Source organism: Streptomyces sp. VRA16 Mangrove soil (assembly GCF_017377775.1).
In the GTDB taxonomy this organism is placed as follows: domain Bacteria; phylum Actinomycetota; class Actinomycetes; order Streptomycetales; family Streptomycetaceae; genus Streptomyces.
This window is the reverse complement of record NZ_JAFVLN010000021.1, coordinates 120,432-136,649: the sequence shown is the minus strand read 5'-3', so window position 1 is coordinate 136,649 and position 16,218 is coordinate 120,432. Positions and strand designations below refer to the sequence as shown.

17 protein-coding genes are annotated in these 16,218 nt (G+C 71.2%); 4 read left to right on the top strand and 13 right to left on the bottom strand.

Annotated elements, in window-relative coordinates:
* Window positions 1–50: 50 nt before the first annotated feature.
* The 4 genes from J3486_RS38430 to J3486_RS38415 form a co-directional block, all read right to left on the bottom strand.
* Window positions 51–1,136, bottom strand: coding sequence for a PDZ domain-containing protein (locus tag J3486_RS38430; RefSeq protein WP_207828540.1), 1,086 nt, complete (start codon window positions 1,134–1,136; stop codon window positions 51–53).
* A 77-nt stretch (window positions 1,137–1,213) separates the two neighbouring features.
* Window positions 1,214–1,378 carry a hypothetical protein gene (locus J3486_RS38425; protein WP_207828539.1) on the bottom strand — a complete coding sequence of 55 codons (165 nt, stop codon included), beginning with the start codon at window positions 1,376–1,378 and terminating at the stop codon, window positions 1,214–1,216.
* Window positions 1,379–1,481: 103 nt separating this feature from the next.
* Complete coding sequence (locus J3486_RS38420) at window positions 1,482–1,946, bottom strand: molybdenum cofactor biosynthesis protein MoaE (RefSeq protein WP_229379266.1); 465 nt, start codon at window positions 1,944–1,946, stop codon at window positions 1,482–1,484.
* Window positions 1,947–2,100: 154 nt separating this feature from the next.
* On the bottom strand, window positions 2,101–3,213 hold the full coding sequence (locus tag J3486_RS38415; RefSeq protein ID WP_207828538.1) for an SDR family oxidoreductase: 1,113 nt from the start codon (window positions 3,211–3,213) through the stop codon (window positions 2,101–2,103).
* Window positions 3,214–3,405: 192 nt separating this feature from the next.
* Here J3486_RS38415 and J3486_RS38410 point away from each other — a divergent pair, with 192 nt between their 5' ends.
* Window positions 3,406–4,884: a zinc-dependent metalloprotease gene (locus J3486_RS38410; RefSeq protein WP_207828537.1), complete on the top strand. Its 1,479-nt coding sequence runs from the start codon at window positions 3,406–3,408 to the stop codon at window positions 4,882–4,884.
* Window positions 4,881–5,405 carry an NUDIX hydrolase gene (locus tag J3486_RS38405; RefSeq protein WP_207828536.1) on the top strand — a complete coding sequence of 175 codons (525 nt, stop codon included), beginning with the start codon at window positions 4,881–4,883 and terminating at the stop codon, window positions 5,403–5,405. Before J3486_RS38410 ends, J3486_RS38405 begins: the two co-directional genes overlap by 4 nt.
* Window positions 5,406–5,468: 63 nt before the next feature.
* Here the strand turns inward: J3486_RS38405 and J3486_RS38400 are convergent, their stop codons facing one another.
* The 4 genes from J3486_RS38400 to J3486_RS38385 form a co-directional block, all read right to left on the bottom strand.
* The gene (locus tag J3486_RS38400) at window positions 5,469–6,224 is read right to left on the bottom strand and encodes an AIM24 family protein (protein ID WP_207828534.1); all 756 of its coding nucleotides are present in this window, start codon (window positions 6,222–6,224) and stop codon (window positions 5,469–5,471) included.
* 17 nt (window positions 6,225–6,241) lie between these two features.
* Window positions 6,242–6,922, bottom strand: coding sequence for an AIM24 family protein (locus J3486_RS38395; protein ID WP_207828533.1), 681 nt, complete (start codon window positions 6,920–6,922; stop codon window positions 6,242–6,244).
* An 11-nt stretch (window positions 6,923–6,933) separates the two neighbouring features.
* A complete protein-coding gene (locus J3486_RS38390; protein WP_207828531.1) occupies window positions 6,934–8,574 on the bottom strand; it encodes a TerD family protein in 1,641 nt (546 codons plus the stop codon).
* 133 nt (window positions 8,575–8,707) lie between these two features.
* Complete coding sequence (locus J3486_RS38385; RefSeq protein WP_207828529.1) at window positions 8,708–9,304, bottom strand: M48 family metallopeptidase; 597 nt, start codon at window positions 9,302–9,304, stop codon at window positions 8,708–8,710.
* 227 nt (window positions 9,305–9,531) lie between these two features.
* Here J3486_RS38385 and J3486_RS38380 point away from each other — a divergent pair, with 227 nt between their 5' ends.
* Window positions 9,532–10,695, top strand: a complete 1,164-nt coding sequence (locus tag J3486_RS38380) for a TOMM precursor leader peptide-binding protein (protein WP_207828527.1) — start codon at window positions 9,532–9,534, stop codon at window positions 10,693–10,695.
* 67 nt (window positions 10,696–10,762) lie between these two features.
* Window positions 10,763–12,181: an AarF/ABC1/UbiB kinase family protein gene (locus J3486_RS38375; RefSeq protein WP_207828525.1), complete on the top strand. Its 1,419-nt coding sequence runs from the start codon at window positions 10,763–10,765 to the stop codon at window positions 12,179–12,181.
* Window positions 12,182–12,196: 15 nt separating this feature from the next.
* Here the strand turns inward: J3486_RS38375 and J3486_RS38370 are convergent, their stop codons facing one another.
* From J3486_RS38370 to J3486_RS38350, 5 genes are all read right to left on the bottom strand, one after another.
* Window positions 12,197–12,400, bottom strand: a complete 204-nt coding sequence (locus J3486_RS38370) for a hypothetical protein (RefSeq protein WP_207828558.1) — start codon at window positions 12,398–12,400, stop codon at window positions 12,197–12,199.
* 106 nt (window positions 12,401–12,506) lie between these two features.
* Window positions 12,507–12,830 carry a hypothetical protein gene (locus tag J3486_RS38365; protein WP_207828524.1) on the bottom strand — a complete coding sequence of 108 codons (324 nt, stop codon included), beginning with the start codon at window positions 12,828–12,830 and terminating at the stop codon, window positions 12,507–12,509.
* Window positions 12,827–13,195, bottom strand: a complete 369-nt coding sequence (locus J3486_RS38360) for a WhiB family transcriptional regulator (protein ID WP_207828522.1) — start codon at window positions 13,193–13,195, stop codon at window positions 12,827–12,829. Before J3486_RS38360 ends, J3486_RS38365 begins: the two co-directional genes overlap by 4 nt.
* A gap of 186 nt (window positions 13,196–13,381) precedes the next feature.
* Window positions 13,382–13,705: a hypothetical protein gene (locus tag J3486_RS38355; protein WP_207828521.1), complete on the bottom strand. Its 324-nt coding sequence runs from the start codon at window positions 13,703–13,705 to the stop codon at window positions 13,382–13,384.
* A 164-nt stretch (window positions 13,706–13,869) separates the two neighbouring features.
* Complete coding sequence (locus J3486_RS38350; RefSeq protein WP_207828519.1) at window positions 13,870–16,095, bottom strand: ATP-dependent DNA helicase UvrD2; 2,226 nt, start codon at window positions 16,093–16,095, stop codon at window positions 13,870–13,872.
* Window positions 16,096–16,218: the final 123 nt, after the last annotated feature.

The following is a 16,218-nucleotide window of genomic DNA, read 5'->3' as shown; positions in this document are numbered from 1 at the left end:
CCCCGCTATTCCCGGCCCGCCCCTCTCCGTAGGGCCTGCAGAGCCCGCTGTCAGCCCGTGGTGCACTTCGGCAGATCGGCGGTGTCGCCGCTGCGGATGTCCTTCAGTGCGTTCATCGCGTCGTCCAGCGTGTTCACCTTCACGAGCGTGAGCCCGTCCGGGGTGTCCTTGGCCGCGGCCGCGCAGTTGTCCTTCGGCGTCAGGAAGTACTGCGCTCCCTTGTCGCGGGCCCCGACGGTCTTCATCTGGATGCCGCCGATGGGGCCGACCTTGCCGTCGTCGTCGATGGTGCCGGTGCCGGCCACGAACTTGCCGCCCGTCAGATCGGTGGGCGTGAGCTTGTCGACGATGCCGAGGGAGAACATCAGGCCCGCGCTGGGGCCGCCGACGTCCGCGAGCTTGATGTCGATCTGGAACGGGAAGGTGTGGTCGGTCCCGGCCTGGATGCCGACGATCGCCCGGCCGTCCTCGGCCTTCTCCGTCCTGATCGTCACGTTCTCCGTCGCGGTGGCCTCCTTGCCCTCCTTCTCGGCCTTGGCCGCCTCCTTGACGGGCACGATCGTGAACACGACGTTCTCGCCGGCCTTGTGCTTCGTGACGAGCTTGGCGACGTCGGCGGGCTTGGTGATCTTCGTTCCGTCGACGGCCTTGATCACGTCACCGGCGTGCAGCCGGCCCTCGGAGGGGCTGTCCTTGACGACGGAGGAGACGATCACCCAGGACTTCACGGGGATGTCCAGCTCGTTCAGGGCGGCGACCTTGGCGCTCTCCTGGGACTGGCTGAACTCCTCGGCGTTCTCCTGCGACGACTGCTCCTCGGTCTGGCCGTCCGGGTAGAGCGTGTCGTGCGGCACCACGATGCTGTCGTGGGCGAGCCACCCGTAGACCGCCGAGACCAGGTTCATGTTGTAGTTGGCGCTGGTGACGCGAACCGTCGTCATGTTGAGGTGCCCGGACGTGTCGTACGTCTTGTGCCCGGAGATCTGGATGACGGGTTCGCCGTCGTGGTCCGCGAGGGTGTTCACCGTCGGGCCCGGGGACATCTCCGCGTAGGGCACTTTGATGAGAACCCCCGCGCAGAGCAGCGCGATCAGCATGAGGGTCGAGGCGAGCATCGTCGCGGTGCGGCGTGGCATGGAACGACAGTACGGGACGGGTCTGTCAGTGCACCTGTGGGGCCGGGCCGTACGGGCTCACGGCCGCTTGCCGGACGTCACGTCCCGGAGTGCGACTTCTCCATCGCCTCACGGAACCGCTCGTACCCGCTGAGTTCGGTCACGTCACCGGTCTTGTGCCGGTTCCTTCCGGCCCAGACCGCCCAGAGCGAGGCGCCCACCGCAGCAACAACCGGAATCAGCAGCCACAAGAGGCTTGCCATGCCGACCTCCCGACCCCATGAGCGACTGCACCTGACTGATCAGCAGATTAATCATCCGCACTGTCAACGCTCACCGCAGGGGGGCGGTTACGCAACCGGAACCTCAACAGGCTCCGACCCACTCCTCCGTCCCGTCGGAGAAGGTCTGGTGCTTCCAGATGGGCACTTCGTGCTTGAGGTCGTCGATGAGCTTGCGGCACGCCTCGAACGCCTCACCGCGGTGCGGGCACGAGACGGCGACGACGACCGCGAGGTCGCCCACCGTCAGATCGCCCACGCGGTGGACGGCCGCGAGCGCCCGGACCGGATAGTCGGCGACGACCTTCTCCGCGATGCGCCGCATCTCGGCCTCCGCGCTCGGGTGGCACGAGTACCCGAGCCGGTCCACGTCGGCCCCGCTGTCGTGGTTGCGGACCGTCCCCACGAAGAGCGTGGTGCCGCCCGCCGCGTCGTCCCCGACGGCCGTGAAGACCTCGTCGACGGAGAGCGGCGTCTCACGGATCGCGATCAGCTTGATGGGGTCCTGCGCCGCGTGCTCACCGGGGTGCTCGTGCTGGGTGGGTGCCATGCCCTTCATCGTGCCGTACGCCACTGACAACCGTGAATTGGAGCCTCCTACAGTCAGCCCGGGCTGCGGGCAGGTGTTCCGCACGGCCGAGCAGGTGGGCACGGCCCCTGGTGCCGCGTGCGGGCGAAGGCGGCGCCGTCCGCGGCCCGGCCCGTCAGATGCGCCGCCGCGCCTTGCGCACCCGCCGCACGACGGCCGCCGTACCCAGCAGTGCCACGGTCGCGCCCGCGGCTCCCGCGGCGGTCGCGTCCTTGCGTCCGAGCCGCCGCCCGGCCACGGTGCGCCGTCCGGCGACCTCTTCGAGGAGTTCGGCGAGCACTTCCTCGTTGGTCCACTGCGGCCGCCACCCGGCGTCGTGCAGCCGGCTCCCGCTGACGACCCAGGGGTACATCGTGTAGGCCAGGTCCCCGGCGGGCGACGGCGTGAGCCCGATCCGGTGCAGCCGGGCCGCGGCGCCGAGCGCGACGGCGGACGGCAGCTCCATGCGCCGGATCCCGCTGAGCTCCTCGACCTCCTCCTGCTCCAGCCAGCCGTCGCAGCCGACCGCGAGCTCCCCGTCGACCTTCTCCAGAACGGCGTACTCCAGGGCGCTGCACAGGTCCTCCACGTGGCAGAACTGCCAGGCGGGCCGCGAACCGGCGACCACGAGGAGACGCGGCGACTCGAAGTAGCGCGTGAGGGCCGTGTCCGTGCCGCCGACGAGGACCGACGGACGCACCACGGTGACGTTGAGGCCGGGGTGCGCGCGCGGCGCGCGGCGCGCGAGACGCTCGATCTCCAGGAGATCGCCGACACCCGTCGCCTCCGCCGTGGCGCGCAGCTCCGCGTCCTCGGCGAGGGGCAGCTCGTTGTCGGCGAGCGCCCCGTAGACCATCGTCGAGGTGCACAGGACGACCCGGTGCACACCGGCCGCCGCGGCGGCGGTCAGCACGGTCTGGGTGCCGCGCACGTTGTAGGCGGTGCGGGCCGCGGAGTCGGACTCCAGGTCGAGGTCGAGGGCGAGGTGCACGACGACGTCGGCGCCGCGCAGCTTCTCGGCGATGGCGGGGTCCCGGACGTCCAGGATGTGCCACGTGGCGGAGGTGCACTCGCCGCGCCGCTCGTCGATGGCGAGCACCTGCTTGATCTCGTCCGAGGCGGCCAGCCGCTCGGTGAGCAGGGCTCCGATGCCGGACGCGGCACCGGTGACCGCGACGACGGGGCCGCGCACGGCCGCACTGGTTGAGGGGTTTCGCGCTGCGCGAACCTGCGGATCTGGGGAACTCACCGGGCGTCTCCAGCGGTTGTCTTCAGTACGTATGTGTATGACGCGTACGTACCAGGAGGCATCCATCCTGCCGCAGGCCATGAGTCGGCGAAGCACCGAGGCCCGATCCCGTCACGGTGTCTACGCTGGGTGTGTGTAGTCGGGCAGTCGCCACCGGGACAGAACCGGTGGCCTTACCAGCCGAGGAATCCCGTGAGTGACACCCCATTCGGTTTCGGCCTTCCGCCGGAGGAGCCGGAAGACGGCGACGAGGGCAAGAAGAAGGACCAGCAGGGCGGTGGCGGTCAGGGACCGGCCAACCCCTTCGGATTCGGGTTCCCGGGCCTGCCCGGCGCGGGCGGCCCGGGCGGCGCGGCGGGCGACAACCCGTTCGCGGCGATGTTCGGCTCGATGAATCCGAACGATCTGGGCGCGGCCTTCCAGCAGCTCGGCCAGATGCTCTCGTACGAGGGCGGCCCGGTGAACTGGGACATGGCCAAGGACATCGCCCGCCAGACGGTCGCCCAGGGCACGCAGGACGGCGTGAAGGACGCGAGCATCGGGCCCGCCGACCGCACCGCGGTCGAGGAGGCCGTGCGCCTGGCCGACCTGTGGCTCGACGACGCGACATCGCTGCCTTCGGGCGCGCACTCGTCCGTGGCGTGGAGCCGCGCCGAGTGGGTCGAGGCGACCCTCCCGGCGTGGAAGGAGCTCGTCGACCCGGTCGCCGAGCGCGTCGGCATGGCCATGGGCGATGTGCTGCCCGAGGAGATGCAGGCCATGGCGGGCCCGCTGATCGGCATGATGCGCTCCATGGGCGGCGCCATGTTCGGCTCGCAGATCGGCCAGGCACTCGGCGTCCTCGCGGGTGAGGTCGTAGGGTCCACGGACGTCGGCCTGCCGCTGGCCCCGGCCGGCAAGGCGGCGCTGCTCCCGCTGAACATCGAGGCGTTCGGCAAGGACCTCGGCGTCCCCCAGGAGGAGGTCCGCCTCTACCTGGCGCTGCGCGAGGCCGCCCACCAGCGCCTGTTCGCGCACGTGCCGTGGCTGCGCTCGCACCTGTTCGGCGCGGTCGACGGGTACGCGCGCGGCATCAAGGTCGACACCACGAAGCTGGAGGACGTGGTCGGCCAGTTCGACCCGCAGAACCCGGAGCAGATCCAGGAAGCGCTCCAGCAGGGCATGTTCCAGCCCGAGGACACCCCGGAGCAGAAGGCCGCCCTGGCGCGCCTGGAGACCGCTCTGGCGCTCGTGGAGGGCTGGGTCGACGCGGTGGTCCACGCGGCCGCGAAGCCGCGTCTGTCGTCCGCCGACGCGCTGCGCGAGACGCTGCGCCGGCGCCGTGCGACCGGCGGCCCGGCGGAGCAGACGTTCGCGACGCTGATCGGCCTGGAGCTGCGCCCGCGCCGGCTGCGGGACGCCTCGCGCCTGTGGGCCTCGCTCACGGACGCGCGCGGGGTCGACGGCCGTGACGGTCTGTGGGCGCACCCGGACATGCTGCCGACGGCGTCCGACCTGGACGACCCGGACGGTTTCGTCCACCGCGAGCAGCTGGACTTCTCCGAGCTGGACAAGATGCTGGGCGACGCGGCCGCGGGCGGCCCCGGCGAGAAGCCGAACCTCTCCAAGGACGACCGGGACGGCACCGACGGCACCGCCGGCGACGACAGTGAGGGCGACAGCGACAAGTGAGCCTGTACGACGACGCGGTCCTCGTCCTGAAGAGCTACGAGGACCAGCCGGAGCTGCGCCAGGGCTACCTGGACCACCTCGCCGAGCACGGTGAGGCCGCCCTGTGGAAGCCCTGCACGGCGGGCCATCTGACGGCGAGCGCCCTGGTCATCGACCCCGAGCGCGGGCGTGTGCTGCTCACGCTCCACAAGAAGCTGCAGATGTGGCTCCAGATGGGCGGTCACTGCGAGCCCGGCGACGCGACCCTGGCGGCCGCGGCGCTGCGCGAGGCGACCGAGGAGTCCGGCATCCCGGGCCTGACGCTGCTCCCGGGCGGCCCGGTCCGCCTGGACCGGCATCCGATCCCCGGCCCGTGCACCCAGCACCTGGACACGCAGTACGCGGCGCTCGCCCCGGCGGACGCCACGGAGGCGATCAGCGACGAGTCCCTGGACCTGCGCTGGTTCGCGTACGACGAGGTCGCTGATGTCGCCGACACATCAGTGGTCCGCCTGGTCCAGGCGACGCGGGCACGTCTCTGAGGACGTTCGAACGGGTAAGGGGCGGGCGCCATGGCGCCCGCCCCTTACGTGTGTCTGCCGCGGCTAGCTCCAGACGTTGCCCTGGTTCGCGCCGCGGGCGCCCTGCTGGCCCATGCCGTACTGGGCGGCGAGGCCGCCGCCGATCACCGCGTTCTGCGGCGGCAGCAGCTCGCTGGGCTGGACGAGCGCGTAACCGCTGCCCATGAAGCTGAGCTCCCAGCCCTCGCCGGTGTTGCCCCGACGCCGCCAGACGCCCGAGGAGTGCGTCTGTGCCTGCATCTGGACCCGGAGCCCGGTCGACCAGGCGACGATGGCGTCCGCGTCGACATTGACGTACTTGTCGGGCGTGACCTGCATCATCAGCGGCTGGCCCGACGTCATCAGGGCGACCTTGCCGCGCCCGGTGATGTTGAGCTGGTACTTGCCGGAGCCGGAGATGCCGAACTGGCTGTCCACGGCGATCACTTCGTGGTGCAGCGACGAGTCCATCGCCAGCACATAGCTGCTGTCGACGGTCAGACCGTCCTGCTCCACATCCACTACGTGGATGTACTGGGCGAGGTTCGCGAGGTACACGACCCCCTGCCCGTGGCAGCGCATCAGGCTCAGGCCCTCACCGGTGTGGGCGCGGGAGCGCTGCTGACCGGAGGTCTGGTACTCGCCGTCGAACTCGACGAGCCCCTGGTAGGCGACCATCGAGCCCTTGCGGGCGACGATGTCGTCGTGGCCTTCCAGGACCACCCGCAGCATCTGCGGGTTCTGCACCGTGTAGCGCTCCTGGGACTGCTGCTCGGCGTATGCGAAAAGCGGGCTCTGCATGATGTGTTCGTTCCCCCTCAGCCCCGGGCTCGGAGACGGTCGGTGCTGTCCTCGCTGGGCTGGACGACGACGATGCCCTCGCCGGAGAAGCCCATCTGGTAGGCCTCGCCGCTGCCGCGCCCGATGAGCGAGCCGGCCCGGAAGCTGCGCTTGCCCTTGACCTTGAGCTTCGGCGACCAGGCGAGAAGGGCGTCCGGGTCGACGTACGTCTCGTCCTCGCCGCGGCCGCAGTCGACGACGATCGGCGTGCCGCGCGAGGTGAGCGCGACGAAGCCCTGCCCGCTGATCGTGATGTTCCACAGGCCCTGCCCGGCGAACTTGGCCAGGCCCTTCACGCGCTCGACGCCCCACTGGAGGTGCGCGTCGAAGGCGAGCAGGTTGGTGCCGTTGACGGAGATCGAGTCGCCGCCGAGGTTGACGACCACGACGTCCGCGCCGTAGTCGGCGAGGTAGAGCAGGCCGTCACCGGTGCACTTCATGAGCGGCGCGCCCTCGCCGGTGATCCAGTCGCGGGCGATCTGGCGGACGGCGGGCGGGTTGGGCTCGTACTGGACGAAGCCTTCGTAGGCGACCATCGAGCCCACGCGCGCGAAGAGGTCGTTGCCGGTCTGCATGGCGACCTTCAGCATGTTGCTGCCGTGGTTCTCCATGCGCGCGGCGACCGGGGTCGGGGCGAAGCCCGCAAGTGGCTGGTTCATGACGGGCTCCCTCAGACCTCGTACGGCTGGACGACGATGAAGTTGCCGGGGGCACCCCGGAACTGCAGGTTCACGCCTTCACCGCTGTGCCCGGGGTAGGCGTTGCGGCGCATGCGGACCTGGCTGGTGACGATCGCCTGGGCGGCCGCGGACCACGCCACGATGGCGTTGGAGTCGGCGAACGTCGTGGGCGTCACCGGAAGGACCACGGGCGTGCCGTGGGTCTTCACGACGATGGTTCCGGTGCCCTGGAACTGCATCACGAACAGGGCGCCTCCGGGGATGCCGTGCCCCTCGATGCGGCGCACCTCGTACTGAAGGGCCTCGTCGAAGGCCAGCACGTTCTCCGCGGAGACACAGATCGCGTCGCCCTGGAGCTCGATGGGGTGCAGGTGGGTCGCCTCTTCCGCGAGGAACACCTGGCCGCGGCCGGTGCAGCGCATGAGCTGCATCTCCTGGCCGGTGGCGTTGCCCACGATGCGGCCCGCGAACCCGGCGCCCTTGTAGCTGAATTCGACCTTGCCCTGGTAGAGCACCATGCTGCCCTGCCGGGCGAGCACGGGATGGCCGCCGCCGGCGCCGAGGTCGACGCGGACCAGCTTCTTGTTCTGCGGCGTCCAGCGCTGCCCGGTGGGCGCCTCGCGGTACTTCTCCAGGGCGGCCGCCACACCGGGGGCCGGGGCCTGCTGCGGGACGCCCTGGGGCGCGCCGTACGGGGACGGGGCGGCGGGCGGCTGACCGTAGCCGGGCGGCATCGGGGGCGTCTGGCCCTGCTGGCCGTAACCGGGCGGCATCGGGGCGCTGCCCTGGCCGGGCACCTGCCCGAACTGGGGCTGCTGCGGCGGCTGGCCGTACGGGTTCGGGGCGGACGGCGGCGGCACGGTGCCCGGCGGCGTCGCCAGCGGCGCGACGATGGTGGGCGCCGCGTGGATCGGGGGCGCGGCCGGGGCGGGCGCGGGCGGCGGCGTCGGGCTCTGCGGCGGCGCGAAGTTCTGCGGCGCGGGGGCGGGGGCCGGGGCGGGCGCGGACGCGGCCGGGGCCCCGAACGCGGGCGGCGCGGCGGCCTGCGCGGGCGGCGCGAAGCCGGGAGTCGCCGACTGCTGCGGCGCGGCGGCCGGCTCCTCGTCGGCGACCTCACCGCCGAAGTTCTTGAGCAGCGCGTCGAGCCCGCCGTCGAAGCCCTGGCCGACGGCCGCGAACCGCCAGACGTCCTTCAGGTAGAAGTCGCCCAGCATCACCGCGCGCTCGGTGGAGAACTCACCACCGTTGAAGGCGTAGCGGGCCACCTCCTCGCCACCGGCGACGATCCGGAGGTACCCGGGCGCCACCTGCGACATCTGTCCCGCACCGTCGATGGTCGCGGTGAACGACAGCTTCTGGATGTGCGCCGGGATCTTGTCGAGCGTGACGCGGAAGGACTCGGTGTCACCGGCCTGCGCACCGAGCAGCTGGACGGACTCCTCGGGCGTCTTCGGCTGGTTGAAGAAGACGAAGTACCGGTCGTCGGAGAGCCGTTCCTCGGCGTCCAGGCCGAAGCAACTGATGTCGAAGGTCAGTCCGGGGCCGGCGATCTGCACGCCTACGTACAGATCGGTGCCCGCGGTGAGGTCACTGATCTTGGCCTTGTGGCCGCGTTGGAATTCCCTGGCCATGCGTAACGACCGTCCCCCATCCCGAAAGGTGATTGCGTCGCGTCAGGCTAACTGCAAACGCCGGGAGTGACGGGGGTCGGTACAGCCCTGGTACAGAACCGTCCCACAAGCGACGGCGGTCCGTGGCGCGTGATCACTCGTCGCGCGCGGCCGGCAGATGCGGGAGCCGGTCGGCCGCCACCACCCCTTCGAGGTAGCCGCGGGCCCGCTCCGTCCGCGGATACGCCTCCAGGAGCCGCCAGAAACGCGGCCCGTGGCCGGGCACCAGCAGATGGGCGAGCTCGTGCAGGAGCACGTAGTCGACGACGTACTCGGGCATGCCCTGCAGCCGGTGCGACAGCCGGATGCTGCCCTCGGCGGGGGTACAGGACCCCCAGCGGGTGTTCTGGTTCGTGACCCAGCGAACGGATGCGGGGCGGGCCTTGGCGTCGAGGTACTGCTCGGAGAGTCGCTCGGCGCGCTCCGCGAGTTCCGCATCGCCAAGAACCCGTTTGCTCTCCTGTGCCGCGAGTTTGTCGAGCATGACACCGACCCAGCGCTTCTCCTCGGCCTCCGACATGCGGGCCGGGATGAGGACCACGGTGCGGTCGCCCTCGCGGTAGGCGGAGACCGTCCTGCGTCGCCGGGAGCTTCTGCGGACCTCGACCGCGCTCGCCCCGAGGCCGCCTGGCGGCGGTTTCCTCGTGCTGCTCTGCGTGGTGGTGGCACGGTGCAGTGGGTCGGCGGGCACGCCCCGACGTTACCCGCTGGGCAGGGCGGAAGTCCCGACTCCGGAACTCTTCGGTGCGGCCTTGCACCACCGTCGATCGATTCGTACGACTATCACCCACCGCCTGTGGACAACTTTCGGCGCGCTTCGGTCCCGGCGGGCAGGCTGGCCCTCGATCGACACGAACGGCGCCCGCCCCGTCGGCGGGGGCACGGCACGAGCGAGAGCACGGCACGGGGGACAGAACCATGCATCCGATCCTCAAGCCAGCGCTGCGGCGCGGCTGGCACGATCTGAACACGGTCCAGTTCGGTGTGACACCCGCGCACGCGGTGGTGCTGGGCCCGGTCGACGTGGCCACCGGGAGTTTCCTGGCGCTGCTGGACGGCACCCGCGGGGTGCCCCTGCTGCGTGACGAGGCCCGGCGGATGGGCCTTCCGGACCGGCATGTGGACGCACTGCTGGCGCGACTGACCGAGGCGGGGCTGCTGGACGACGCGACGGGGGGCGGCGCGTCGGCCCAGGCCCTGCGCGGGCGGACCGAGGTGATGGACCGGCTCCGCCCCGACCACGCGGCGCTGACGGTCACCACCGGCGAGCCTGCCGAGGGCCTGCGCAGGCTGGCGGCCCGGCACACCATGCGGGTGCAGGTACGAGGGGCCGGCCGGGTGGGCGCGGTCGTGGCCTCCGTCCTGGCGGCGGCGGGGATCGGCCATGTCGATGTGCGCGACGGGGGATGCGTCGCGCCGTGGGACGTGGCGCCCGGTGGCCAGCCCGTATCGGCGGTGGGCGAGCGCCGGGACGTGTCGGCCCGGCGGGTGGTGCGCGCCATGACTCCCGCGCGGCCACCACGTCCGGACCTGCGGACGACGGCGGCCCGCCCCGTCGAACCGGAGGAAGGAGACCCGCCGCTCTCCCTGGTGGTCGTCGCACCGCGGGACGGACTCGCGGTCCACTCCCCCGATCCGGCCGCCGCCGAGGATCTGATGGCCGCGGGCATTCCGCATCTGTACGCGGGCGTGGTCGAGGGTACGGGAGTGGTGGGCCCGCTGGTGCTGCCCGGCGGGACGGGCTGTGCGCACTGTCTGCTCCTGGGGCGCGTCGACCGCGATCCGACCTGGCCGCGGCTGCTCGCGCAGTGGGGCTCGAATGCCGCGTCCCGCCAGGTGCAGGCCTGTGACCTGGGCCTGGCCACGGCAGTGGCGGGGCTTGCGGCAGCGCACGCACTGGCGTTCCTGGACGGTGAGTTGCCGTCGAGCACGGGGGCGCGCTGGGAGGCGGCCGCGCCCGGCCTCGACTGGCACGCACGGCCGGTATGTCCGCATTCGGAGTGCCCGTGCGGTGCGGGTGAGAGAGGTAACGGGCAGGAGACCTCCGTGGAGGAAGAGCCGCACGACACAATGGCGGGGTAGGCAATGGCCGACGGCGCCACGACGCCTGGACATGCGCGGCACGGCTGTCCGGCACTTGGAGGGGTGTATGTCTGATCTTCCCCGGAAGGCGGTTACCCGTACCGCCAAGCTGGCCGCACTGCCCATCGGTTTCGCGGGCCGCGCGACCTGGGGCATCGGCAAGCGCATCGGCGGCAAGTCCGCCGAGATCGTCGGCAGAGAACTGCAGCAGCGCACAGCGGAGCAGCTGTTCAAGGTGCTCGGCGAACTGAAAGGCGGGGCCATGAAGTTCGGGCAGGCCCTGTCCGTCTTCGAGTCGGCGCTGCCGGAGGAGGTCGCCGGTCCCTACCGTGCCGCCCTGACGAAGCTTCAGGAGGCGGCGCCTCCGATGCCGACCCGCACCGTGCACACGGTTCTGGAGGAGCGGCTCGGCGGGCAATGGCGGGAGCTGTTCCTGGAGTTCGAGGACAAGCCGTCGGCCGCCGCGTCGATCGGCCAGGTGCACCGGGCGGTGTGGCACGACGGCCGCCGGGTCGCCGTGAAGGTCCAGTACCCGGGCGCGGGCGACGCGCTGCTGTCGGACCTGAACCAACTGGGGCGTTTCGCCCGTCTGTTGGGTCCGCTCATTCCGGGCATGGACATCAAGCCGCTCATCTCCGAACTGCGTGACCGGGTCTCCGAGGAACTGGACTACGCGCTGGAGGCGCAGGCGCAGCGGGCGCACGCCGAGGAGTTCGACGGCGACCCCGACGTGGTGGTGCCGCACGTGGTGCACCAGTGCGACCAGATCCTCGTGACGGAGTGGATCGACGGGGTGCCGCTCGCCGAGATCATCACCGGCGGTGACCGCGAACAGCGGGACCGCGCTGGGCAGTTGCTGGCCCGCTTCCTCTTCTCGGGGCCGGCGCGCACAGGACTGCTGCACGCGGACCCGCACCCAGGGAACTTCCGGCTGCTGCCAAACGAGGACGGCGGCTGGCGGCTGGGCGTCCTGGACTTCGGCACGGTGGACCGGCTCCCGGGCGGACTGCCCCGGCCGATCGGCGACTCCCTGCGGATGACGCTGGACGGGGAGGCGAGCGCGGTCTACGAGCTGCTGCGCGAGGAGGGCTTCGTGAAGGAGTCCATCGCGCTCGAACCGGACGCGGTGCTCGACTATCTGCTGCCGATCATCGAACCGGCCGAGGTCGAGGAGTTCACCTTCACCCGCGCCTGGATGCGCACCCAGGCCGCACGGATCGGCGATCCCCGCTCCCCCGCCCACCAGCTGGGCAAGCAGCTCAACCTGCCGCCCGCGTATCTGCTGATCCACCGGGTCACGCTCAGCACGATCGGAGTGCTGTGCCAGCTGGGCGCCACCGTCCGGCTGAGGGACGAACTCGAGGCGTGGGTACCGGGGTTCGTGCCCGATGAGCTGGGGGGCGAGGGTTCCGCCGTCGAGGACTTCGGTGACGAGGCGTTCAGCGACGAGGAGGAGGTCCCGCAGCCGCCCGCAGCCGAGGCCTGATCGCCACCAGGCCGATCACCACCGGTCGGAGTCGAGCCGTCCCTCGATCGCCCTGATGTTCTCCCGGGCGCAGTTCTCGCAGAAGTAGCGACGGACGCCGCCCTCGACGGAGCACGTCCAGGTCAGCGGCAACTCCTGGACCGTGGTGCCGCACCGGGCGCACACGAGGGACGGCCGGTCCGGTGGCTGCGCGGAGTCCCCGCCAGGAAGAGACGTCACCCGGCGACGATAACGCCGCGCCCCGATGATCGCCGGGTACAACGCACCGCGGGGGCCGGTCCGATCCGGACCGGCCCCCGCGGTGAACAGCCGGGTGCTGTGTGGGTCAGTGCATGACGGCCATGGCGAGCGCGCGGCGGGCGCGCAGCGACGCGCGCTCGGCGCGGCGCTGCATCCGACGGGCGACCACCAGGCGCATGGCCTGGCGCTCGAAGTCGGCCTCACGCAGTCGCTCGTGCATATGCGCACGGGCCAGGGCTTCTGGGGCGAGTTGCATCTGTCGGGTCCTGTTCTGACGCGAGTCGTTCGCGTCGGAGAGAGAAAAGTCTGGGGTCACGGAGCCGGCGGGCTCGCTCGTGGACGGCTTCATCGGGGCCTGCTTCTTGGGGTCGTGCGTCAGGGGGCGGTCGATCGTTCCTGGGGTGTTCATGCCGCGACCGGGTTCTTGCGCGGACGGCCACGCGGCCGCTTGCGGGCCACGACGACACCCTGGACGAACAGCTCGCCACCCCAGACGCCCCAAGGCTCACGCCGCTCCTTGGCACCGGCGAGGCAGGCCTCGACCAGCGGGCAGGTACGGCAGAGGGACTTGGCGTACTCGACATCCGCCGGCGACTCCGCGAAGAAGACCTCGGGGTCGTAGGCACGGCAGGGGACGGGCACGCCGAGGTTCTCGATGGCGTCGTCGAGCGCGGTGAGCGTAGTCAGCGGGTTCAAGGTGGAGTCCTCCGTGGGGACAGGCGGGGGAAGAGGGTCTGAAGGCGGTACGGACGGGGCGTGCGCTTCGAGTTGCACGGTTCGTTTTCCTCGTCTGGTCGTTCCGGCCGGTGGGCCGGGTGGCGGTGGTACCGGGTTCTTTTCTTGTCCCGAGGCCCCTTCGTACTGGTCCCTCGGAAGATCGCTGGTTCTTCCGGGAAAACAGAAGGGCCGCGGATCCCGGATGGGGTTCCGCGGCCCTGAAGGCGCCGGCCTGATCGAAGATCAGGCTGGATCACTCCAGGGTTCAGGCCCACGGAAGGCCCACATCGTGTGGTGCTGCGTCGTCTGCTTCCGGAATCCGGCACCGGCCGCTGCAAAGGCATAGGCCTGAGCCTGTGCCGTCGCTACTGCTTCCGGTGCCTTGGTCGGTCGCTCATTGCCCTCGTGAATCGGAAGGGACACGAGGGACATGCCGGACTCCGGACGCATGGCGCTGAGGCCAGACAGACCGGTGCCCAGGTTCGAGAAGCCGAGCAGGCAGGAAGCGACGACCGAGCGATCGGTCATTTTGACGGTGCTGATGGAGCTGGCGTTGATGCTGATCACTGGAATCGCCTCCTCTCGGCGTCTAGGGGGATCGGGGTGAACCGATCCGACGGCTATCAAGTACAACACGGAACCAGGGCCTTCGAGAAGGCCGCTGCTTTCGTGATTAAGAACCTATGGGGATTGCTGGGGCATGCGCAAACTATTTTTTCGACGAGTTTGAATCAGTCGTCCCCCGCGACGTCATCGGCCTCATCCCCCACCGCCTGACCTGCACAGATGGCGAGCACATCGGAGCCGTAGCTGCGAAACTTCCGTCGGCCGACACCTGGGACGCGGGACAGCTCCCGCTCGTCGTCGGGCGCGGCCTCCGCGATGGCGATCAGCGTCTTGTCGGTGAAGACGCAGAACGCGGGCTGTCCGAGGTCGGCCGCCGTGCGGGCCCGCCACTCGACGAGTCGCTCGTACAGCCCCTCGTCCATGTCGGACGGGCAGTCCTCGCAGCGCATCAGCTTCATCTCGGCGGCGTCGAGCGTGCCCCCGCACACCCGGCAGCGCGCGACCTTCCTGTCACCCCGGCGCCGGGCTCCGGCCGGCGGCTCCCACACGGCGTCGTCCGTCGGCCGCGTGCCGTGCTCCACGCCCCCGCGCCCGCCGCCGGCGCCCCGCCCCGCGGGGCCGGTGGAGCCCGGCCGTAGCCCGTCGAGGAAGCGGCTCGCCCTGCGGTTCGCCCGGCCACCGGGCGAGCGGGACAGCGCCCAGGAGACGCCGAGGTGGCGCCGCGCCCGGGTCACGCCGACGTACAGCAGTCGTCGCTCCTCCTCGATCTGCTCGTCGGTCTTGGCGTAGGTGATCGGCATCATGCCCTCGGCGACACCGACCAGGAACACCGCGTCCCACTCCAGGCCCTTGGCCGCGTGCAGCGACGCCAGCGTGACGCCTTCCACCATGGGGGCGTGCTGGGCGTTCACCCGCTCGTCGAGCTCCGCCACGAAGTCTGCGAGGGTCGCGGACGGCTTGGCTCGGGCGAAGTCCTCGGCGAGCCGGGCGAGAGCGGCCAGGGACTCCCAGCGGTCGCGGACGGCGCCGGATCCGGCGGGCGGCTGGGTCGTCCAGCCCTCGCCAGAGAGCACGGCTCTGACCTGCGAGGGCAGATCGACGGCCGCGTCGAGCCCCGCGTCGTTGCCCCCGAAGCGGGCCGCCGCCCTGAGCGAGTGCCCGGCCTTGCGCACCTCGGCCCGCTCGAAGAAGCGCTCCGCGCCCCGCAACTGGTAGGGCACCCCGGCGTCGGCGAGGGCCTGTTCGTAGATCTCCGACTGTCCGTTCGTCCGGAACAGGATCGCGATCTCGCCGGCCGAGACGCCGGAGGAGATCAGCTCACGGATGCGGCGGGCCGCGCCCTCGGCCTCGGAGGGCTCGTCGGCGTACTCCGCGTAGACCGGCTCGGGACCCGCGTCACGCTGCGAGATCAGCTGCAGACGGTGCTCGGCGGCGCGGCCCTTGGCCCGGGCGAGGACGCCGTTGGCCAGGTTCACGACCTGGGGGGTGGAGCGGTAGTCGCGGACCAGTTTGACGACGGTCGCGCTCGGGTGCCGGGTGCGGAAGTTGAGCAGGTGGTCCGGGGTGGCGCCGGTGAAGGAGTAGATCGTCTGGCTGGCGTCACCGACGACGCAGAGGTTGTCCCGGTCGCCGAGCCACAGGTCGAGCAGGCGCTGCTGGAGCGGGCTGACGTCCTGGTACTCGTCGACCACGAAGTGCTGGTACTGGGCGCGGACCTGCTCGGCGATGTCCCGCCGGTCCTGCAGGATGCCGACGGTCAGCAGCAGCACGTCCTCGAAGTCGATGACGCCGCGGTCGCGCTTGAGCCGCTCGTAGTCGCCGTAGATCTGGGCGATCTCGGCGGAGTGGCGCGGGGTCTCGCGGCCCGCCTTGTGGGCCGCCGCCGCATAGTCACCGGGGACGGTCTGGGTGACCTTGGACCACTCGATCTCCGCGGTCACGTCGCGCAGCTCGCCGCGGTCGAGACGGAGCCGGGAGGCGGCCGCGGCGTCGGCGACGAGCTGGATCTTGCGGTCGACGAGCCGGGGCAGCTCGCCGCCGACCGCCTTCGGCCAGAAGAACTGGAGCTGGCGCAGGGCGGCGGAGTGGAAGGTGCGGGCCTGCACTCCCCCGGCGCCGAGCTGCCGGAGCCGGCCGCGCATCTCACCCGCGGCGCGGTTGGTGAACGTGACGGCGAGGACACTGGCCGGCTGGAGGATCCCGGCGCGGACGCCGTACGCGATGCGATGGGTGATCGCGCGCGTCTTGCCGGTGCCGGCGCCCGCGAGCACACACACCGGACCGTGCAGGGCCGTCGCCACGGCGCGCTGCTCGGGGTCGAGCCCGTCGAGCACCGCGTCGGCCGATTCCGGGACCTGCGGGAACAGGGTGGAGTGCGTTGCTGGTGTCACCCCGCCATGCTGCCAGGTCGGCGGGGGCAGGTGCGTCGCGTTGTCCACAGGCCGGGCGGGCCGGTCGTACTAATGCGCCCGACGTGCGGGAATGGCCGCCGGGTCGCGTACGTTCGACTCATT